A 20,713-nucleotide genomic window follows, 5' to 3' on the forward strand; every position below is an offset into this window, starting at 1 on the left:
AATAATTAATTTTAAGCTGAAAAACAATAAAAATGTTAAGACAACGTTTACTTCAAGTTAATTATTATACTGAAAATTCTGGTATATAATGCTGTTAGTGAATATAACAGGGAAATTATATTGGTTATAATATTGAGTCTATATAAAGGAGAAATAACAGATGAAAAAGAAATTATTAGTTTTAACTATGAGCACGCTATTTGCTACACAAATTATGAATTCAAATCACGCTAAAGCATCAGTGACAGAGAGTGTTGACAAAAAATTTGTAGTTCCAGAATCAGGAATTAATAAAATTATTCCAGCTTACGATGAATTTAAGAATTCGCCAAAAGTAAATGTTAGTAATTTAACTGACAATAAAAACTTTGTAGCTTCTGAAGATAAATTGAATAAGATTGCAGATTCATCGGCAGCTAGTAAAATTGTAGATAAAAACTTTGTCGTACCAGAATCAAAGTTAGGAAACATTGTGCCAGAGTACAAAGAAATCAATAATCGCGTGAATGTAGCAACAAACAATCCAGCTTCACAACAAGTTGATAAGCATTTTGTTGCTAAAGGCCCAGAAGTAAATAGATTTATTACGCAAAACAAAGTAAACCACCACTTCATTACTACGCAAACCCACTACAAGAAAGTTATTACTTCATACAAATCAACACATGTACATAAACATGTAAATCATGCAAAGGATTCTATTAATAAACACTTTATTGTTAAACCATCAGAATCGCCTAGATATACACATCCATCTCAATCTTTAATTATCAAGCATCATTTTGCAGTTCCTGGATATCACGCGCATAAATTTGTTACACCAGGGCATGCTAGCATTAAAATTAATCACTTTTGTGTTGTGCCACAAATAAATAGTTTCAAGGTAATTCCACCATATGGTCACAATTCACATCGTATGCATGTACCAAGTTTCCAAAATAACACAACAGCAACACATCAAAATGCTAAAGTAAATAAAGCATATGACTATAAATACTTCTATTCTTATAAAGTAGTTAAAGGTGTGAAGAAATATTTCTCATTTTCACAATCAAATGGTTATAAAATTGGGAAACCATCATTAAATATCAAAAATGTAAATTATCAATATGCTGTTCCAAGTTATAGCCCTACACACTACGTTCCTGAATTTAAGGGTAGCTTACCAGCACCACGAGTATAAAAATTGGCACTAAGTTTACGAGATATGATAAATACCTATTATTTTAAATATAGTCTACAATCTATGTGGTTGTAGGCTGTATTTTTTGCAGTTTATCAATAAACACCCATCAACAAATTATACCGTTTTTCTACTTTGAAAGTTGGAAGTAACATAATCTTAAATAAATATATTATTAATTAAGATAAATATAATACTCAAGATTATTGTTAATAGTTTGTTCATCGCAAGTTAATTATTGTTTCTAAAATATTGGTATATAATTTTCAATGGCGAAGAAAACAGGGTGAAAAAGTCGGTTTTTATATCAAAGCAAATAAGGGAGCATAAACAAATGAAAAGGAAAGTATTAGTACTAACAATGGGTGTAATTTGTGCAACTCAATTATGGCATTCTAATCACGCAAACGCATTAGTAACAGAGAGTGGCGCAAATGATACTAAGCAATTTACTGAAATTGTATCGGAAGAGAAAGTTATAACAGTTGAACATGCTCAAATTAATATTTTTCAATCTAATAGCAATTCAAACTTGATGGAGTTCAACATATTAACAATGGGCGGTAAATCAGGAGCTATGGTTGGTTATAGTGAAATTGACTCATCACATTTCACAGACCGTGACAAACGCGTTATTAGACGTGATCATGTTAAAGAAGCACAAAGCTTAGTAGAGAACTATAAAGATACACAAAGTGCTGATGCTAGGATGAAAGCCAAACAAAAAGTTAACACATTAAGCAAACCGCATCAAAACTATTTCAATAAACAAATTGATAAGGTTTATAATGGATTACAACGCTAATCCAAAGTAAATTATAAGTTATACATCTCGTTTTTAAATGACAATTTATCCCCGTAAATATTATAAATAATCTTTTCAAATTCCACATAGATATAGAGACACTAATAAACCTCTTTGTCTCGATATGATAGTCTGCAACGATTCATGTTGTAGGCTTTTTAATTTTACAAATAAGGCTAAATATATAAGTTCTGGCACCTAAAATATAGAAAATACATAAAAGTAAGTATAGTTATTTTATTATAATTATTAAATTTTTATTAATTAATTGTAAAAATGTAGAATTATAATTAATTAACGTTTAATATTAAAATTAACTAAAAAGAAAGAGGTGTTAGTTATGACAGAATACTTATTAAGTGCTGGCATATGTATGGCAATCGTTTCAATATTACTTATAGGGATGGCTATCAGTAATGTTTCGAAAGGGCAATACGCAAAGAGGTTTTTCTATTTCGCTACTAGTTGTTTAGTGTTAACTTTAGTTGTAGTTTCAAGTCTAAGTAGCTCAGCAAATGCATCACAAACAGATAATGGCGTAAATAGAAGTGGTTCTGAAGATCCAACAGTATATAGTGCAACTTCAACTAAAAAATTACATAAAGAACCTGCGACATTAATTAAAGCGATTGATGGTGATACGGTTAAATTAATGTACAAAGGTCAACCAATGACATTCAGACTATTATTGGTTGATACACCTGAAACAAAGCATCCTAAAAAAGGTGTAGAGAAATATGGTCCTGAAGCAAGTGCATTTACGAAAAAAATGGTAGAAAATGCAAAGAAAATTGAAGTCGAGTTTGACAAAGGTCAAAGAACTGATAAATATGGACGTGGCTTAGCGTATATTTATGCTGATGGAAAAATGGTAAACGAAGCTTTAGTTCGTCAAGGCTTGGCTAAAGTTGCTTATGTTTATAAACCTAACAATACACATGAACAACTTTTAAGAAAAAGTGAAGCACAAGCAAAAAAAGAGAAATTAAATATTTGGAGCGAAGACAACGCTGATTCAGGTCAATAATGCTCATTGTAAAAGTGTCACTGCTGCTAGTGGCACTTTTATAATTTTTAGATCACGATATGATTTATTATCAATTCAGAATTAAAAAAGTAAATAGTATCAAAAGTAAGTGTATTTAATATTAGAAAATAAAAATTTTAAATTTAGTATTAAAATGGAATGTTACTATATAGTTCAATGTGTATTATCACAGAAAATAAAATAATGCTTTACTTCTATATTTAAAAGTGTATAATGAAAGTTAAGTAATAAAGAGCGTGAAGAAAAATGTGAGTTATTTATATAGAATATTCTCCTTTTCATTTATGAATTTGTTACAAAATATTTAGTGCAAAAGCACGACGGAGGTATTCAATATGAATAACGGTACAGTTAAATGGTTTAATGCAGAAAAAGGTTTTGGTTTCATCGAAAGAGAAGATGGTAGCGACGTATTCGTACACTTCTCAGCAATCGCTGAAGATGGATACAAATCATTAGAAGAAGGCCAAAAAGTTGAATTCGACATCGTTGAAGGCGACCGTGGCGAGCAAGCTGCAAACGTAGTTAAAATGTAATTTTAACTTATTCAAACAGTCCTTACTATAGGGCTGTTTTTTTATGCTTTAAATCGATAACAGTTGGTGTGGTAAAAGCACTAGCCGTTATTTTTTTGTCCAATAAATTTAGTTGGAGATTTAACAATATATAATGGTTCTAAAATAAATCGAACTGATGGAAAAGTTTTTTACTTTTCATCTGTCCGACTTTTGATTTTGAATATAAAAAAGCGCCAATACAGAACTTTAATAATGACGAGAATTAAAGTCTGTATATGGCGATAACAAGAAGTAATGTTAAACACTCAAAATGTTTAACAATAATAGGATACCACATCGCATAATATCTTACTACTTAATTAATAATTTAACTAATCAACTTTTTGTTAATTTTTTATTAAGACTGATTAATTATTGAGAATATTTATTGTTTTTAAAATCTCATAATAATTCAGTAATCTTGTTTTCATTTAAAAGGCGAAACATTAAAATAATTAAATAAAAATATTGCGTTTAATTTACAGCGTCAAATATACTTATTTCTAATGCTTTGGGGTCTACTGAAACAAGTAAAGAATGATCGATGTTACTAATATTGCCATTCTCCAAATTTATTTCTGTGAGTATTTGGAAGCTACCATTAGGCAACGGTTTAACAATAGACAATTGCTTTTCCGCTTGTTGTATTAAAAAAGGTTTTGTAGATTGATTATTAATATGCCATTCACTCATGTATGTTTTTCACTCCTGCTTTAAAATAGGGTTAGAAAGTTTATAGTTGAGACATTCATGTTCAACCAAAATTTTGTTCGAATTCAATAAATGTCTTGTTTAAAATAGAAATATTGTAAATGTTATCGTCCAAAACTTCACCAGTTAAGTATTTGTTTTGAATTAAAATTTGGCAGTTAGTTAAGAAGTCTTGATAATCACGATCGCAAAAATAGTTTTCACGTGCATCTTTAGCATCGCCAAAAAAGTTAGCGACTGTTTCTGTTTCTCCTTTATTCGAACGTTCAATATATAATTTGTAAAATTTAGCTATTGTATACTTTTGTTCTTTAGTTAGTTCATTCAAAATATTGGGCCTCCTGAAATATCATTTGTAATCTATACCCAATTTATTGCAAAACAAAAACTAATTTAACTATTTGATGAAACTGTGTTAATAAGCTTTAACAAGCCTTAGTTTGTATGGATCTATAAAATTATCTTTAATTGCATAGGGTGAAATAATATGTAGTCCATAACTTTTAACTGATTTTTCACTTACACCAAATTTATAAGCTTGGTAGATAATTTTAGTACAATACGTAAATTTTTTGCTGTTCAAATTTAATGTAACTAGATAACGATGATTTGTATTCTCATAGTTTTTCTTAACCCATTCAGCCGCTTTTTTACCTGCACCAGGATAGCTGCAACGATAAACTTTCATCCAATCATTTTTGCCACTTGCATAATTATATTTAAAAGATTCGAAGGATTGTGTAGTTGGTTTGTCGCCAGGCCCCTCAATTTGTAAAATCGTTTTATCATCAATCGCGATACTACAATGACCAAAAAATCCCCACATGACAGGGCCTTTTGTAACAATAATATCACCAGGTTGTAATTGGAATTTGTCATCTTGAATTTCTGAATACTTATTATCTGCAATTGTTTTTGGTGAGTTTATTGGGGATACGACAACGAATAATATAAGTAAAATTATCGTTCGTTTAATATAGTTCACTTAAAAGCTCCTTGTTGAAGAAATATATGTAAATAGTCTTAAATTAGAATTGTAATCTTTAATAAGCTTGTAAGACTAAAACATATCTTAAATATTAAAGTATGAGAGTGTGAAATGTCTATTAAGAATAAAAAACAGTCTGAAACATCATTGAGACGTTTCAGACTGGATATAAAATGAATTTCATTTATAGCACACCAAATATAAATGTGTATATTAATATAGCGAATCCAAAAATATAGAGAATGACAGTGAAACTTAAATAGGACTCTTTTTTAGATTCTTTGCTAGTTTTTTTCATTAATACGAGTATAAACGTAGCGGCAACTAAGAAAATTAATGCTAGCCAAAACAGAATTGCAAAATGTAAAGACATGTGAAACCCTCCTTATATACCGTAATTATTAACCTATAAAACTATAAAAAATAGGATAAATGTAATAGAGAACGAGTACGATATTTATAAAAAATAATATTTCACTTAACCAGTTTTTAGTTATCATTGCAATGGTAAAGGATACGATGAGTATCACACCACAAATGATAATACCAGGCAGGAGCCAACATAAATCATCTAAATCTTTATTATATGTGATTAAAATATTAAAGATAACAAAAGTGGTAGTAATAACTATATTGATAGCATTTAACAAAATGTTATTCATGACTGACACCTACTAGTATAAAAATAGCTTCTTAATAAATATGATAACACTATTTTTCAATAGGTAAATAAAAAGTATAGTTATTTTTAAAATATTATTTGCAGAATGCTAAAGTTTATTAATTCAAACAAGTGAGCATATATAGGGGTGTATTGTATTAATATGAAAAGAATATTTACATACTAAAAACTCTTAAAGTTGTATAATTCGTTAATATTTTTAGAATCAGATATCAAAAAAATGTGCAAAATCACTTTTGCACATTTACAAATACTAGTTTTCTGATAAGATTAATAATAACACTTTAAATAGCGCTTAATAAATGAAGGGGGCAAGTCTTATGACGTTTTACAATTTCATCATGGGTTTTCAAAATGATAACACACCATTTGGTATATTGGCCGAACACGTTAGTGAAGATAAAGCATTCCCTCGATTAGAAGAAAGACACCAAGTAATTAGAGCATATGTGATGTCTAATTACACAGATCATCAATTAATTGAAACTACAAATAGAGCTATTAGCTTATATATGGCAAATTAATTTGAGTAGTACCAATTATGATGTATTAGTGCATCCCAAATATCTTTTGTTTTAAAGTTTATTTCATCATTTCTTATCGAAAATGGTGTAATAATGTCTTTATCTAACCAAGTGTTGATAAGTTCATTTGGTACACCATCTAACAACATTTCACTTTTACTAATTATAAAACATTCCCAGTCAAGTGAAACATTTTGTGGATTCACATAATTACATTGATTATGATTATCCATAAACACTCACTCCTTTAAAATTCTGTACTCTTCATTGCGTTTTACCCCGTCACATTATCTTTTAAACTAAAATCATCATTACTTATGAAAAAAATGTACATCAAAAGCAAAGGTTTTCGCTACCGAAAAAGTTTAAATAATGGTTTAATATATTTGGTACTCATTTTAATAAAAAGAGAATACATTTTGAGCTATCAATACTTTTTATTGAAGAGGTGTTATTGTTGGCTAAAACGTTATATTTAATGCGCCACGGACAAACTTTGTTTAATTTTAAGGGACTAATTCAGGGATTTGGAGATTCGCCGCTAACAGAACTTGGAATTGCTCAAGCTCAAAAGGCACGTAGTTATTATGAAACTAAGGGGATAAACTTCGATTTATATGCATCATCAACGCAAGAACGCGCAAGTGACACACTTGAAAATGTTGCACCTAACCAATCGTATCAACGTTTTAAGGGACTGAAGGAATGGCATTTTGGAATATTTGAAGGTGAGTCAGTCTATCTATTTGATAATCTATACAAGCCTGAGGACTTATTCGGAGATCGAATTGTTCCTTTCAAAGGAGAGGCAAGGCAACAAGTTGAAGAACGCATTGTGAAAACTTTACATGACATTATGTCTCAAACAAAGAATAATGCATTAGTCGTGAGTCATGGAACAATAATGGGAGTATTTTTAAGATATTGCCTTAAACTAGATGAAGCATTAAAGCATAATATCGGTAATTGTAATATCCTGAAATTTGAATATGACAATGGAACATTTAAATTTGTTGAGTTAATTGATCCAAATTTATAATAAATAAAGCGTTATACATAGACACAAGTATGTCTTTTGTATAACGCTTTTAAAATACAACTACATAACGCTTTAGAATAATAATTGAATAAGTTTTTGTAATATCATCAGAGCAACAATAATAATTATTATGCTTGATATTTTATTGATTATTGTTAATAATTTTCCGGTTTTATCAATTGATCCAACCATTTTTCCTAAAATTGCGAGTAAAAAGAACCATAACCATGAAACGCTAATACAAGCGATTGTAAACGCAATTTTATTGCTGCCACTATATAATGCAGCACTACTACCAATTACTCCAATTGTATCTAAAATAGCATGTGGATTGAGTAATGAAACTGATAAAGCAAAACTTACTTGTTTCATTGGAGACATAATTTGAGTTTCTCCATCTGTTGAGGGTTTATCATGCCAAATGGTCCAAGCCATATACATCAAGAAAATTAAACCAACTATATAAATAATTGCTTGAAGTACAGGTAAAGACATAATAATGATAGATACTCCTACCACTGCAATAATAATAAGTAAGCTGTCTGACAACCCGGCTGTAATTATTGCAGGCAATACATATCTATATTTTGGTTGATTAGCTCCTTGGTTAAAAATAAATACATTTTGTGCACCTAAAGGTAAAATTAGACCAATCGCTAAGATAAATCCATGAATAATTGCGGTTACCATTAAGTTTTGACACCCCTAAAACATAGAATATTCTGAAAAAACTTATTGTTATCATATCAAATAAAAAACAACTACTCAATAGTAGAGTAGTTGTATGAAAAATAGAACCTATATGATTTGAATTTATGAGAAATGTAGAATATATAAAACTGTATTACTTATTAATCAAATCATAAAAAAGCCAATGTTCATCGAAATAGGTATTTCCGATTTTAATTGCATTTTTCTCAAAACCAAGAATGTCGAATCCTAGTGCACTATAGAAAACTTTAGCACCTATGTTGTTTGACACAATTGATGTAAGTAAAGATTCGTAATTGTTCTGCCGTGCATAATTAATAATGAAATTAATGAGCTCGCTATTAATCGATTTATCGTTATTAGTAACAAAGTTGTATTTAATTAATGATTTATGTTCTTTTCCAACGTATCGAATTTGTTCTAAGGCAGCTGTTGCGATAAGTGTTTCGTTTTCATAACAGCCAAATACAATACATTTCGGTGAACCTTGATTTAAAATGTCATGTATTAAGGTGTCAGTCATTGTTTGACTATAATGTGAATCTTGAGTGAATTCTTCATTGACTGTCGAAACAAGTCTCTTATACTCATTAAAATCATTATTCGTTAATGTTTTAATTTCAATCATTACTGACCTCCTTAATCATTATTAAGAAAGATTTTGTACTAAAAAAATTTCTTAATTACATATTAAAATGTTTATTAAAATTTTGCAATCACTGATTTATATGCACATTCTTGTAAATGGATTATCAATTTAATTATATTTATTTTTAAGTTCAGGAAATTATGGAATTGGTTATTGGTCGACACTGGACTTTTATTTGTAGACGGTATGCGAAGAAGTCAAGCCAGTATTGGAACCGGTCACATTTATGATGACTAAGGTACAATCATTTTCAGTTAAATATTGCCAGAAATTTCAATCACGAATAGAAAAAATAACCAACCAAAAATTTTTGGTTGGCAAATTTGAATTTTATGTGAATTTTATTAATAACGTTGAATAATCTCTTTAAGTTAATGCTAATCTACAACATTTACATTTAAATCGACATTAATATTTCCTTGAGTCGCTTTTGAATATGGACAAAATTCATGAGCCATTTGTAAATATTTTTCAGCTTCTTCTTGAGATATAACATTTTTAATTGTCGCATCAATTGAAACACTTAATTTAGGACTTTCTGAGTCTGAATCATCTTCTAGTCTCACTGTTAGTGTTACTTCTGGATGAGCATCACGCACTTTGTTTTGCTTTAAAATTAGGTCGAAAGCACCGTTGAAGCAAGATGCATAACCTGCTGCAAATAATTGTTCGGGGTTAGTAGCTTTACCATCTGCTTGAGCAGGCGGAACGATATCAATATCTAATGCTCGATCATCAGTATAAACATGTCCTTTACGTCCGCCAACATTCGTCGCTTTAGTTTCATAATGTATTGCCATACTTATAACCTCCTAATTTAAAATACATTTATGCTTTACCCATTCGAAAATACCTTAATCATTTTCATTTATAGCATTGTTTGATTGAAGGATAAAAAGTTGTTGTTTACAATAAAAATAATGAGTATCTGAAATGAGGGATTCACTATGACACATGTGGAAGTAGTAGCGACTATCGCGCCACAATTATCTATCGAAGAAACTTTAATTCAAAAAATTAATCATCGTATTGATGCAATAGACGTATTAGAATTACGAATTGATCAAATTGAAAATGTCACAGTTGATCAAGTGGCAGAAATGATTACAAAGCTGAAGGTTATGCAAGATTCATTCAAATTATTAGTTACGTATCGTACAAAGTTACAAGGTGGCTATGGGCAATTTACAAATGACTCGTATCTTAATTTAATATCAGACTTAGCAAATATCAATGGCATAGATATGATTGATATAGAATGGCAAGCAGATATTGACATTGAAAAACATCAACGAATCATTACACATTTGCAACAGTATAATAAAGAGGTGGTTATATCACATCATAATTTCGAAAGTACGCCTCCATTAGATGAATTGCAATTTATATTTTTTAAAATGCAAAAATTCAACCCAGAATACGTTAAATTAGCAGTAATGCCACATAATAAAAATGATGTGTTAAATTTATTGCAGGCAATGTCTACATTTTCAGATACTATGGACTGCAAAGTTGTTGGTATTTCAATGTCTAAACTTGGACTAATAAGTAGAACGGCTCAAGGCGTTTTTGGTGGTGCGTTGACTTATGGTTGTATCGGAGTACCACAAGCTCCAGGACAGATTGATGTTACTGATTTAAAAGCACAAGTGACTTTATACTAATAAAATGAATTAGGTTGCTTTTGTGTAAGTGCTGTCTTATAATTGAGAAGTATTATCATTGTTCGTGGAGGAGCGATTTTAGATGGAATTACAACAAGCAATAGCTAATAGAAGAAGTGTGAAAAAATTTAAAAGAGATATGCACATAGATGACGCATTGCTATATCAAGCAATTGAGAAAGCTGCTGATGCTCCAAATCACGGAATGAGGGAACCATGGAGAGTTGTGCATGTTCCGAAAGACAGATTAGGAGATATGAGTAAGGATATTTCTAAATTTGCATTTCCTAATGAATTAGATAAGCAACAATGTCATTATGATGCAGTTACGAAACTAGGTGGCATGTTATTGCTTATTTTAAAAACAGATCCAAGACAACGTCAAAATGATGAAAACTACTTTGCATTTGGTGCATATGCACAAAATCTTATGTTGTTACTTTATGAAGCGGGAATAGGTACATGTTGGAAATCGCCATTATATATCTATGATCCTAAAGTAAGAAAAACACTTGGTATAAAGAAAGATGAAGTTCTTGCTGGATTCTTATATTTAACGGATTTAGAAGAAGATATGCCTAAAGCACCACGTAAAAATAGAAACTTAATTACATTATATTAATATGTATAATTATAGAAACATTAATAAAAGCTGAGTCATGAATTGATGGACATCTATCGAGTTAGAGATTTAATCTAACTTACTAGAGTCGGTACAATAACAGTCTCAGCTTTTTATTGTGCAGTATATACACATTTTTATTTTAGTATTTATTTAAAAGTTTCTGCTAAAAATGATTCAACTTGTTCAGGTGACTTAGCATTTGCTGAATGAAGGTGTGCAATTTTATCGCCGTTTTTAAATACTAGCAAGCTAGGGATACCCATAACTTCATTTTCAACAACTACATCTTCTAATTCATCACGATTAACAGTATACCATTGGTAATCATTATATTGTTCTACGATTGGGTCAATCCATAAATCCATAGCACGACAGTCTGGGCACCATCCTGCCTCAAATTTAACAATTACAGGTGTATCGCTATTAATTACAGATTTAAATGATTCATTACTTTTGATTGATTGCATTGTAACAACTCCTCTAGATAGTTTAATAATTTTTATTATAGCTAAATTTATATCATAATAAAAAATTTTAGCTTCAAAATGAAAGCCTTTTGCTTTGGAAAATGATATATTTATTTTAAATACATAAAGGAGGTTGCAGTCGTATGATTAAATTTTACCAATATAAGAATTGTACAACTTGTAAAAAGGCAGCAAAGTTTTTAGATGAATATGGCGTAAGTTATGAACCAATTGATATCGTTCAACATACACCTACAATAAATGAATTTAAAACAATAATTGCAAATACAGGCGTAGAAATTAATAAATTGTTTAATACACACGGCGCGAAATATCGTGAGCTTGATTTGAAAAATAAATTACAAACTTTATCAGATGATGAAAAGTTAGAGTTGTTATCATCTGATGGTATGTTAGTAAAGCGTCCTCTAGCAGTAATGGGCGATAAGATAACATTAGGATTTAAAGAAGATCAATATAAAGAGACTTGGTTAGCGTAAGTGAAATGTAAGCGTTTACTAAATATCTCGATATTTAGATTCATTACATGTAAAATGAAATAAGCTATACAATTGTTAATTTTTATAAATATAGTTGAATAGCATCTAGCCTTATGGCATCATTAATGATGTAAAGATTAATTAGGAGGGGATTCTCTTGGCAGTACCAAATGAATTGAAATATTCAAAAGAGCATGAATGGGTTAAAGTTGAAGGTAATGTAGCAATAATTGGAATCACAGAATACGCACAAAGCGAGTTAGGTGATATTGTTTTCGTTGAATTACCAGAAACAGATGATGAAATTAATGAAGGGGATACGTTTGGTAGCGTAGAATCAGTTAAAACTGTATCAGAATTATATGCACCAATCTCTGGTAAAGTAGTTGAAGTCAACGAAGAACTAGAAGATAGTCCCGAATTTGTAAATGAATCTCCATACGAAAAAGCATGGATGGTAAAAGTAGAAATTAGTGATGAAAGTCAGATTGAAGCTTTATTAACAGCTGAAAAATATTCAGAAATGATTGGTGAATAATCACCGTGTAACTCCTTAATCTAAGATTGAGGAGTTTATTTTTAGTCTGAGAAAATAAATGATATGAAAGAAAAATTATTAGGTACTATTATTTGGAGTATTGCTACATTTTATTATTCAAGAATGATGGAAATAATGAATTTAGCTATTTTAAAAATAAAAATTGGGGGAAGTTAATATGCTAAACATTCAAGACGTTAGTCATCTTTCTAAAAAGGAGCAAAAAGCATATAACCGTTTCGTAGAATCTGTAGAAAACGGTAATTTACCAGTACTACCATGTATTGAAATGGATCTAAAAGAGATGCAAGAAGAAACATTAAACCAGAGTAAGATTGGTGGAATGCCATTTTTAAAATCTTTTAAAGATATACCATTAGATGAAAATAATGTACCAATGGTATTGCTAGCACAGATTAATTTGGATGATCTTCCAGAACAACAAGAATTATTTCCTGTAAAAGAAGGGATATTGCAGTTTTGGATTAGTTCAGAAGATCAAATGTATGGAATGTCTGAAAATTTAAAGGGAAACAATATAAACTCAAGGCTTGTTTATATAAAAGAGCCAATTACAGATTTATCACTCGAAAATATTCAAGCGCATTTGAAGTCATTAGATGCTGATAATGAGGATATCCCGTTCAGTGGAGCATTTTCTATAGAATTTAGATTGTCGAAACAAACTATTACATGTACTGATTATAAGTACGATGAGGACGTGCTTGCATTGTGGAATAAAGTCAATCCATCCTTCGCGCTAAAATCAATGTTTGGTGGTTATGATGAATTGATGGAACCTGTGTGTAACACATTTACTGCTAAGGAACCATTTAATCAACTTGGTGGTTATCCATATTTTGACCAAATAGATCCAAGAACGAACGATCAAGAACTGAAAATGTATGATAGAGTCTTACTGCAAATTGATTCTACAAGAGATGGTAATTCTTCGATTATATGGGGTGATTTAGGTATTGCCAATATCTTAGTGAAATCTACTGACCTTGAGGCTATGAAGTTTGATGATTACATGTATTCATGGGATTGCAGCTAAGAGAATCATAAAAATATATTACTTTAATAAGTGTAGTATCTATAGATCAATCTAGGGAGTGGGACATAAATGATATTTTCGCAAAATTTATTTCGTCGTCCCACCCCAACTTGCATTGTCTGTAGAAATTGGGAATCCAATTTCTCTTTGTTGGGGCCCATCCCCAACTTGCATTGCCTGTAGAATTTCTTTTCGAAATTCTCTGTGTTGGGGCCCCTGACTAGAATTGAAAAAAGCTTGTTACAAGCGCATTTTCGTTCAGTCAACTACTGCCAATATAACTTCGTAGAGCATAGAACATTGATTTATGTCCCAGCCTGTTTTCATAAGCCACAGCTAATGTGTATTTAAAAATAGGAATACATGAGTAAAACTCATGCATAAGAAATACTAATTTCTAAAGAAAAAGTATTTCTTTATGTTGGGGCCCCGCCAACTTGCACATTATTGTAAGCTGACTTACCATCAGCTTCTGTGTTGGGGCCCCGCTATAATTGAAAAGTTTGTTATAGGTGTATTTTCTTTTGGTTAACTATTGTTAATATAACATTGTAGATTTTAGGATGTTGATTTTTGACTTAGCCTTTGTCTGCTTATGTTAAATGTTCCAGCTAGTCAAACATTGAGTTTGTAATTATTATATTAAGCTAGTTTAAATTTTTTGTGATTTATGTTTTATTCATACCAATTTTGTGAAATGATACAGTGACAGATGTTTATTGATTTTAAAGGGTGATGATGATGGCTATTGTAAATAAAGTGATAATTGTTGAAGGAAAATCTGATAAAAAAAGGGTGCAACAGGTTATTGCAGAACCAGTCAATATTATTTGTACTCATGGAACAATGAGTATAGATAAGCTTGATGATATGATAGAATCACTGTATGATAAACAAGTTTTTGTATTAGCCGATTCTGATGACGAAGGAGATCGAATTAGAAATTGGTTTAAACGTTATTTGAGTGAAAGTGAACATATATTTATTGATAAAACTTACTGTCAAGTTGCGAATTGCCCCAAACAATATTTGGCGCATGTACTTTCAAAACATGGCTTTACTTGTAAGAAAGAAACACCTCTTTTACCGAATATAAATAATGAAAGGTTAGTTTTAGTAAATGAATAATTCATTAGACATCAAAGATGTAACTACATTTTATGAGGAAGACAAACATTTAATCTTTGGTTATACACCAACGTGTGGTACTTGTAAGGTTTCAGAAAGAATGTTAGACATTGCTAATGAAATATTGCAGTTACCATTATTGAAAATAGATTTAAACTTTTATCCTCAGTTTTGTAAAGATATGCAAATCATGTCTACGCCGATTTTATTGTTGATGAATAAAGATAAAGAAGTAAAACGAATTTATGCATTTAAATCGGTGACTGATTTGTTAGAAAATTTAAAATAGTTATTGACGAAATTTTACTAAGGTGTTAGGATTAATACAAATTAAATGATGCGTAAACTCTTATCGAGAGTGGTGGAGGGATGTGCCCTACGAAGCCCGGCAACCGTCTTATATAGAAATGGTGCCAATTCACATAAAGTTTTAACTTTTGAAGATGAGAGAAACAATACTACTATTGCTTTCTCAATTTTTCTATCGATATTGAGAAAGCATTTTTTATTTTATTAAGCAACACAGGGAGGAATCAACGTGATTGAATTAAAAGAAGTTGTTAAAGAATATCGGACTAAAAATAAAGAAGTCCTTGCTGTAGATCACGTTAATTTATCGATTCGAGCAGGATCGATTTATGGCGTCATTGGTTTTTCTGGAGCAGGAAAAAGTACTTTGATTCGAATGTTTAATCATTTAGAAGCGCCTACATCAGGTGAAGTTATTATAGATGGAGACCATATAGGTCAATTGTCCAAAAATGGATTAAGAGCAAAAAGACAAAAAGTAAGTATGATCTTCCAACATTTTAATTTGTTATGGTCAAGGACTGTGTTAAAAAATATTATGTTTCCGCTTGAAATTGCAGGTGTCCCTAGAAGGAGAGCTAAGCAAAAAGCATTAGAACTTGTCGAACTCGTCGGTTTAAAAGGTAGAGAAAAGGCTTATCCATCAGAGTTATCAGGTGGACAAAAGCAACGTGTTGGGATTGCACGAGCGTTAGCTAATGATCCAACGGTCTTGCTTTGTGATGAGGCAACAAGTGCACTTGATCCGCAAACAACAGATGAAATTTTAGATCTACTACTAAAAATTAGAGAACAACAAAATTTAACAATTGTACTAATTACGCATGAAATGCATGTCATTCGTCGTATTTGTGATGAAGTTGCAGTTATGGAAAGTGGTAAAGTGATAGAACAAGGACCGGTGACACAGGTTTTTGAAAATCCGCAACACACTGTGACAAAACGATTTGTGAAAGACGATTTAAATGATGATTTCGAAACATCTTTAACAGAATTAGAGCCATTAGAAAAAGATGCATATATCGTTAGATTAGTTTTCGCTGGTTCAACAACAACCGAGCCTATTGTATCGAGTCTATCAACTGCCTATGATATTAAAATTAATATTTTAGAAGCAAATATTAAAAATACAAAAAATGGAACAGTCGGCTTTTTAGTTCTGCATATTCCATATATTTCAAGTGTAGATTTCGGAAAATTCGAAAAAGAGTTAATTGAGCGACAAGTTAAAATGGAGGTGTTAAGACATGGGTAAATCATTTAGTGAAATTATAAATGAAATGATTACAATGCCTAATATTCAGTGGCCAGAAGTTTGGACTGCAATAGTCGAAACACTATACATGACAGTCGTCTCAACTATATTTGCATTTATACTTGGTCTTATTTTAGGTGTGTTATTATTCTTGTCTGCTAAAGGTAAGTCTATCGGTGCAAGGTTATTTTATTCTATCGTTTCTTTCATTGTTAACTTATTTAGAGCGATACCATTTATTATTTTAATTTTATTATTAATTCCATTTACAAGTTTGATACTTGGAACGATAAGTGGTCCGACAGGTGCGTTACCAGCCTTGATCATTGGCGCAGCACCGTTTTATGCAAGGCTCGTAGAAATTGCTTTTAAAGAAATTGATAAAGGTGTCATCGAAGCGGCTTGGTCAATGGGCGCTAATACTTGGACAGTAATTCGTAAAGTCCTTTTACCTGAAGCTATGCCAGCGCTAGTGTCTGGCATTACAGTTACAGCAATCGCTTTAGTTGGTTCAACAGCAGTTGCAGGTGTAATTGGTGCCGGTGGTTTAGGAAATTTAGCATACTTAACAGGTTTCACTCGAAATCAAAATGATGTCATTTTAGTATCAACAGTTTTTATTTTAATTATTGTATTTATAATCCAATTCATTGGGGATTGGCTTACAAATAAACTTGATAAACGATAAATTGGGGGTTTCATTTTATGAAAAAATTATTTGGTCTTATTTTAGTATTAACATTTGCAGTTGTATTAGCAGCTTGCGGTAATGGAAACAAAAGTGGCAGTGACGACAAGAAAATAACAGTAGGTGCTTCACCAGCACCACATGCTGAAATTTTAGAAAAAGCAAAACCATTATTAGAGAAAAAAGGTTATGAACTAGATATTAAAACAATTAACGATTACACTACACCTAATAAATTACTAGACAAAGGTGAAATTGACGCAAACTATTTCCAACATACACCATATTTAAACACAGAGAAAAAGGATAAAGGTTACAAAATCGTAAGTGCCGGTGATGTTCACTTAGAACCTATGGCTGTATACTCTAAAAAGTATAAAAGTTTAAAAGAATTACCAAAAGGTGCAACAGTCTATGTGTCTAATAATCCAGCTGAACAAGGACGTTTCTTAAAATTCTTCGTTGATGCAGGTTTAATTAAAATCAAAAAAGGCGTAAAAATTGAAGATGCTAAGTTTAGTGATATTACAGAGAATAAAAAAGATATTAAGTTTAATAATAAACAATCAGCAGAATTCTTACCTAAAATTTATCAAAATGAAGACGCTGATGCTGTTATCATTAATTCGAACTTTGCAATCGAACAAAAACTAAATCCTAAAAAAGATTCTATTGCTGTAGAAAGTGCGAAAGATAATCCTTATGCAAACTTAATTGCTGTTAAAGAAGGACATCAAGATGATAAGAAAATCAAAGCATTAATTGAAGTATTACAATCTAAAGATATTCAAGACTTCATTAATGAAAAATACAATGGTGCAGTTATTCCTGCTAAATAAATCATATTAATGGCTCAGTAACGTGATGTTGCTGGGCTTTTTAATTTAAACAGGTATTTATATGATATTTAGGAATGAGATGCTATTACGGATAAAGTAAAATCCTATATGCATGCGTGCTACTCATTTATTCTTATTTTTAATTTCACATGGCTAGTGACTAATACATCATAAATCATTAGTGATTCTTTATTATTTCAGTCCCACTCCCTCAAGTTAATGATGAATCTATTTCGCTAGTTATAAAATGACGTCAAATCAATATCAAAAATTATTTAAGTAAAATGTTTAGATAATTTTTCAGTGGGTAAGTATTATATATAACATTTAATTATTCCGAGGAGGCATTTATTATGGCAGACGAAAGTAAATTTGAACAAGCAAAAGGTAATGTTAAAGAAACAGTAGGTAATGTTACTGATAATAAAAATTTAGAAAACGAAGGTAAAGAAGATAAAGCTTCTGGTAAAGCGAAAGAATTCGTTGAAAATGCAAAAGAAAAAGCAACTGATTTTATTGATAAAGTAAAAGGTAACAAAGGCGAGTAATTTTACTTTTTATTCCTAATACACTGCACATGCCACTTAGTCGGTATAACCATCGGCTAGGTGGTTTTTGTATTAAAAAAGTGGATACCAAAATTTATTAATAATTATTTTAATGTTAGAAAAAAACTAAATAAAAACTCGCTAATGATATCCAATAATATGTATACAAAACGAGACATATATTGCATATGATTAACGAGATACTGAAAATATTTTATCACCCCTAAAATGATTATTCATTTTCAGCGGTAATTCGACCTAAAGTCAAACTTACAATAAAACCGATGATAAATACTACTAATGAAACGAACCACATCACGATATTAGTTGGTAAACCTGGAAATACTGCAAAGAGGGAGCCAACAACAAAACCAATGATTAATGCAAAAGTCATTAGTTTATGATGTGTTAGGAAATACTGGATAATTTTGCTTGAAATAATGAATCCAGCAAGCACGCCAAATCCGACTGCAAGTAATATAGGAAGACCTGCAAAGTTAAGTTTAACAACTTCAGATATTGCTAGCATGACCGTACCATAGACGCCAAATACTAATAACATAAATGACCCTGAAATACCTGGGAGTAACATAGCACTAGATGCACACATACCTGCAATAAAATATTTAATAATAAGACTAGTTGATAGAGTAAGTGTTTCTCCAGCATGTTTATCACCATTATTCATTAATGTAATAACAATTAAGATAGCGATACCAGCTATAACCATCATGTAATGTTTAGTTGTAAATGACGTTTTATAGTTAGAAATTTTCAATAAATATGGAACGATACCAATGATTAATCCACCAAAGAAAAACATAGTTGGAATATGGTGTTGGCTTAATAAATAATTAAAAAGATTACTTAGTGATCCCATTGCCAGTAACATTCCAATTATAATGGGGATTAAAAATGTAAAACTTGGCCAAAAACGTCGTGAGAATATGCCGCTAATTGAAGCGATAAATTGATTGTAAATACCTAACAATAATGCGATAGTCCCACCGCTAACACCAGGTACCAAGTCACTCGTTCCCATAGCAAAACCTTTTAGAATATTAATCCATTTAAATTGTTGCATGAATAACTCCTTTCAAACGATTGGAATAAAATCATAAATAGCATCATACCATATTACAAATGTCCTAGTGAAATGATAACATATTTTAAATTCATAAAATCCATTGAGAAATTATGTGCACTTATTATCATTTATATTTTTAAAGAGAGCGGATTAGAGTTGTACTTTAGAGTTATTAAAAATAATAAAAAGGGTTTAAGTTGTTTATATTAAGGTATAAGTAAGTTATAATTAACTGAACGCATTATTACAAAGTCTTTTTGACTACAAATTAAAATTATTATAAACTAGTTAAGAAAACTTTATATTTTACGGAGGGAATATAAAATGGCATCAACATTAGAAATCAAAGACCTACATGTGTCTATTGAGGATAAAGAAATCTTAAAAGGTGTTAACTTGACAATTAACACTGATGAAATACATGCGATTATGGGACCAAACGGGACAGGTAAATCAACTTTATCATCTGCAATTATGGGACACCCAAGCTATGAAGTAACTAAAGGAGAAGTACTTTTAGACGGTGTAAATATTTTAGAATTAGAAGTTGATGAAAGAGCAAAAGCAGGATTATTCTTGGCAATGCAATATCCATCAGAAATTACAGGTGTTACAAATGCTGATTTCATGCGTTCAGCAATCAATGCGAAACGTGAAGAAGGACAAGAAATCAACTTAATGCAATTTATTAAGAAATTAGATAAAAACATGGATTTTCTAGACATAGATAAAGACATGGCACAACGTTATTTAAATGAAGGTTTCTCAGGTGGAGAGAAGAAACGTAACGAAATCTTACAATTAATGATGTTAGAACCTAAGTTTGCAATCTTAGATGAAATCGATTCAGGGTTAGACATCGATGCATTAAAAGTTGTATCTAAAGGTATTAACCAAATGCGTGGGGAAAACTTTGGTGCATTAATGATTACACACTATCAACGATTATTAAATTACATTACTCCTGATAAAGTACATGTAATGTATGCTGGTAAAGTCGTTAAATCTGGTGGTCCAGAATTAGCAAAACGTCTTGAAGAAGAAGGATATGAATGGGTTAAAGAAGAGTTCGGTTCAGCTGAATAATCTTATTAATACAGTATCCATGAGA

At 30.7% G+C, this 20,713-nt stretch carries 29 protein-coding genes and 1 riboswitch; of the genes, 18 read left to right on the forward strand and 11 right to left on the reverse strand.

The window, feature by feature from the left end:
• The first annotated feature begins 160 nt into the window (after window positions 1–160).
• The 4 genes from emp (at window position 161) to AA076_RS03970 (ending at window position 3,572) form a co-directional block, all read left to right on the forward strand.
• Window positions 161–1,183 (forward strand): extracellular matrix protein-binding adhesin Emp, encoded by a 1,023-nt coding sequence (emp, locus tag AA076_RS03955; protein WP_000728056.1) that lies wholly within the window; start codon window positions 161–163, stop codon window positions 1,181–1,183.
• 334 nt (window positions 1,184–1,517) lie between these two features.
• Window positions 1,518–1,988, forward strand: coding sequence for a hypothetical protein (locus AA076_RS03960; protein WP_000824472.1), 471 nt, complete (start codon window positions 1,518–1,520; stop codon window positions 1,986–1,988).
• A 340-nt stretch (window positions 1,989–2,328) separates the two neighbouring features.
• On the forward strand, window positions 2,329–3,015 hold the full coding sequence (locus tag AA076_RS03965) for a thermonuclease family protein (RefSeq protein ID WP_001548082.1): 687 nt from the start codon (window positions 2,329–2,331) through the stop codon (window positions 3,013–3,015).
• 356 nt (window positions 3,016–3,371) lie between these two features.
• Window positions 3,372–3,572, forward strand: a complete 201-nt coding sequence (locus tag AA076_RS03970) for a cold-shock protein (RefSeq protein WP_001059082.1) — start codon at window positions 3,372–3,374, stop codon at window positions 3,570–3,572.
• A gap of 495 nt (window positions 3,573–4,067) precedes the next feature.
• Here AA076_RS03970 and AA076_RS03975 read toward each other — a convergent pair whose 3' ends face one another.
• The 5 genes from AA076_RS03975 to tsaA form a co-directional block, all read right to left on the reverse strand.
• Window positions 4,068–4,286 (reverse strand): hypothetical protein, encoded by a 219-nt coding sequence (locus tag AA076_RS03975; protein WP_000005886.1) that lies wholly within the window; start codon window positions 4,284–4,286, stop codon window positions 4,068–4,070.
• A gap of 61 nt (window positions 4,287–4,347) precedes the next feature.
• Window positions 4,348–4,632 (reverse strand): hypothetical protein, encoded by a 285-nt coding sequence (locus AA076_RS03980; RefSeq protein WP_001004395.1) that lies wholly within the window; start codon window positions 4,630–4,632, stop codon window positions 4,348–4,350.
• 87 nt (window positions 4,633–4,719) lie between these two features.
• Window positions 4,720–5,289: a lipoprotein N-acylation protein LnsA gene (gene lnsA / locus AA076_RS03985; protein ID WP_001106654.1), complete on the reverse strand. Its 570-nt coding sequence runs from the start codon at window positions 5,287–5,289 to the stop codon at window positions 4,720–4,722.
• A gap of 187 nt (window positions 5,290–5,476) precedes the next feature.
• Window positions 5,477–5,665 carry a type II toxin-antitoxin system toxin TsaT gene (tsaT, locus tag AA076_RS03990; protein ID WP_000052078.1) on the reverse strand — a complete coding sequence of 63 codons (189 nt, stop codon included), beginning with the start codon at window positions 5,663–5,665 and terminating at the stop codon, window positions 5,477–5,479.
• A 28-nt stretch (window positions 5,666–5,693) separates the two neighbouring features.
• Window positions 5,694–5,954 (reverse strand): type II toxin-antitoxin system antitoxin TsaA, encoded by a 261-nt coding sequence (tsaA, locus tag AA076_RS03995; RefSeq protein ID WP_001059690.1) that lies wholly within the window; start codon window positions 5,952–5,954, stop codon window positions 5,694–5,696.
• A 340-nt stretch (window positions 5,955–6,294) separates the two neighbouring features.
• Here tsaA and AA076_RS04000 point away from each other — a divergent pair, with 340 nt between their 5' ends.
• Window positions 6,295–6,498 carry a sterile alpha motif-like domain-containing protein gene (locus tag AA076_RS04000; RefSeq protein ID WP_000145163.1) on the forward strand — a complete coding sequence of 68 codons (204 nt, stop codon included), beginning with the start codon at window positions 6,295–6,297 and terminating at the stop codon, window positions 6,496–6,498.
• Here AA076_RS04000 and AA076_RS04005 read toward each other — a convergent pair.
• Window positions 6,495–6,731 carry a hypothetical protein gene (locus AA076_RS04005; protein WP_000368687.1) on the reverse strand — a complete coding sequence of 79 codons (237 nt, stop codon included), beginning with the start codon at window positions 6,729–6,731 and terminating at the stop codon, window positions 6,495–6,497. The two genes, AA076_RS04000 and AA076_RS04005, sit on opposite strands and share 4 nt — an antisense overlap.
• 224 nt (window positions 6,732–6,955) lie before the next feature.
• Between AA076_RS04005 and AA076_RS04010 the strand changes: the two genes are divergently transcribed.
• Complete coding sequence (locus tag AA076_RS04010; RefSeq protein WP_001140693.1) at window positions 6,956–7,537, forward strand: histidine phosphatase family protein; 582 nt, start codon at window positions 6,956–6,958, stop codon at window positions 7,535–7,537.
• Window positions 7,538–7,609: 72 nt separating this feature from the next.
• On the opposite strand, the gene AA076_RS04015 is transcribed toward AA076_RS04010, so the two are convergent.
• The 3 genes from AA076_RS04015 to AA076_RS04025 all read right to left on the reverse strand — a co-directional run bounded on the left by AA076_RS04015 (window position 7,610) and on the right by AA076_RS04025 (window position 9,697).
• Window positions 7,610–8,227, reverse strand: coding sequence for a LysE/ArgO family amino acid transporter (locus AA076_RS04015; protein ID WP_000255561.1), 618 nt, complete (start codon window positions 8,225–8,227; stop codon window positions 7,610–7,612).
• A 154-nt stretch (window positions 8,228–8,381) separates the two neighbouring features.
• Complete coding sequence (locus AA076_RS04020; RefSeq protein ID WP_000569884.1) at window positions 8,382–8,876, reverse strand: GNAT family N-acetyltransferase; 495 nt, start codon at window positions 8,874–8,876, stop codon at window positions 8,382–8,384.
• 398 nt (window positions 8,877–9,274) lie between these two features.
• Complete coding sequence (locus AA076_RS04025; RefSeq protein WP_000974460.1) at window positions 9,275–9,697, reverse strand: organic hydroperoxide resistance protein; 423 nt, start codon at window positions 9,695–9,697, stop codon at window positions 9,275–9,277.
• 147 nt (window positions 9,698–9,844) lie between these two features.
• Between AA076_RS04025 and aroD the strand changes: the two genes are divergently transcribed.
• Window positions 9,845–10,561: a type I 3-dehydroquinate dehydratase gene (gene aroD / locus AA076_RS04030; RefSeq protein WP_000150017.1), complete on the forward strand. Its 717-nt coding sequence runs from the start codon at window positions 9,845–9,847 to the stop codon at window positions 10,559–10,561.
• A gap of 82 nt (window positions 10,562–10,643) precedes the next feature.
• Window positions 10,644–11,183, forward strand: a complete 540-nt coding sequence (locus tag AA076_RS04035) for a nitroreductase family protein (RefSeq protein WP_000422908.1) — start codon at window positions 10,644–10,646, stop codon at window positions 11,181–11,183.
• Window positions 11,184–11,332: 149 nt separating this feature from the next.
• Here the strand turns inward: AA076_RS04035 and AA076_RS04040 are convergent, their stop codons facing one another.
• Window positions 11,333–11,653, reverse strand: a complete 321-nt coding sequence (locus tag AA076_RS04040; RefSeq protein WP_001190695.1) for a thioredoxin family protein — start codon at window positions 11,651–11,653, stop codon at window positions 11,333–11,335.
• A 143-nt stretch (window positions 11,654–11,796) separates the two neighbouring features.
• Between AA076_RS04040 and AA076_RS04045 the strand changes: the two genes are divergently transcribed.
• The 9 genes from AA076_RS04045 (at window position 11,797) to AA076_RS04095 (ending at window position 18,515) form a co-directional block, all read left to right on the forward strand.
• A complete protein-coding gene (locus AA076_RS04045; RefSeq protein WP_000589549.1) occupies window positions 11,797–12,153 on the forward strand; it encodes an arsenate reductase family protein in 357 nt (118 codons plus the stop codon).
• A gap of 157 nt (window positions 12,154–12,310) precedes the next feature.
• Window positions 12,311–12,691 carry a glycine cleavage system protein GcvH gene (gcvH, locus tag AA076_RS04050; protein ID WP_000290485.1) on the forward strand — a complete coding sequence of 127 codons (381 nt, stop codon included), beginning with the start codon at window positions 12,311–12,313 and terminating at the stop codon, window positions 12,689–12,691.
• A 178-nt stretch (window positions 12,692–12,869) separates the two neighbouring features.
• Window positions 12,870–13,748, forward strand: coding sequence for a YwqG family protein (locus tag AA076_RS04060; protein ID WP_000932216.1), 879 nt, complete (start codon window positions 12,870–12,872; stop codon window positions 13,746–13,748).
• Between the two features lie 741 nt (window positions 13,749–14,489).
• Window positions 14,490–14,876, forward strand: a complete 387-nt coding sequence (locus AA076_RS04070; protein ID WP_001018962.1) for a toprim domain-containing protein — start codon at window positions 14,490–14,492, stop codon at window positions 14,874–14,876.
• Complete coding sequence (locus AA076_RS04075) at window positions 14,869–15,165, forward strand: thioredoxin family protein (protein WP_001065801.1); 297 nt, start codon at window positions 14,869–14,871, stop codon at window positions 15,163–15,165. The genes AA076_RS04070 and AA076_RS04075 overlap by 8 nt, the downstream gene beginning before the upstream one ends.
• Before the next feature lie 57 nt (window positions 15,166–15,222).
• Window positions 15,223–15,326: riboswitch (SAM riboswitch) on the forward strand.
• A gap of 88 nt (window positions 15,327–15,414) precedes the next feature.
• Window positions 15,415–16,440, forward strand: a complete 1,026-nt coding sequence (locus tag AA076_RS04080) for a methionine ABC transporter ATP-binding protein (RefSeq protein ID WP_000571218.1) — start codon at window positions 15,415–15,417, stop codon at window positions 16,438–16,440.
• A complete protein-coding gene (locus AA076_RS04085) occupies window positions 16,433–17,128 on the forward strand; it encodes a methionine ABC transporter permease (RefSeq protein WP_000520233.1) in 696 nt (231 codons plus the stop codon). Before AA076_RS04080 ends, AA076_RS04085 begins: the two co-directional genes overlap by 8 nt.
• A gap of 17 nt (window positions 17,129–17,145) precedes the next feature.
• A complete protein-coding gene (locus AA076_RS04090) occupies window positions 17,146–17,967 on the forward strand; it encodes a MetQ/NlpA family ABC transporter substrate-binding protein (RefSeq protein WP_000732326.1) in 822 nt (273 codons plus the stop codon).
• A 353-nt stretch (window positions 17,968–18,320) separates the two neighbouring features.
• The gene (locus AA076_RS04095; protein WP_000752917.1) at window positions 18,321–18,515 is read left to right on the forward strand and encodes a CsbD family protein; all 195 of its coding nucleotides are present in this window, start codon (window positions 18,321–18,323) and stop codon (window positions 18,513–18,515) included.
• A 232-nt stretch (window positions 18,516–18,747) separates the two neighbouring features.
• Here AA076_RS04095 and popT read toward each other — a convergent pair whose 3' ends face one another.
• Complete coding sequence (gene popT / locus AA076_RS04100; RefSeq protein ID WP_001183858.1) at window positions 18,748–19,599, reverse strand: polyprenyl-phosphate transporter PopT; 852 nt, start codon at window positions 19,597–19,599, stop codon at window positions 18,748–18,750.
• Window positions 19,600–19,926: 327 nt separating this feature from the next.
• Here popT and sufC point away from each other — a divergent pair, with 327 nt between their 5' ends.
• On the forward strand, window positions 19,927–20,688 hold the full coding sequence (sufC, locus tag AA076_RS04105; RefSeq protein WP_000168845.1) for a Fe-S cluster assembly ATPase SufC: 762 nt from the start codon (window positions 19,927–19,929) through the stop codon (window positions 20,686–20,688).
• The last annotated feature ends 25 nt before the right edge of the window (window positions 20,689–20,713 follow it).

The sequence above is a fragment of the Staphylococcus aureus genome (assembly GCF_001027105.1).
Lineage (GTDB): Bacteria > Bacillota > Bacilli > Staphylococcales > Staphylococcaceae > Staphylococcus > Staphylococcus aureus.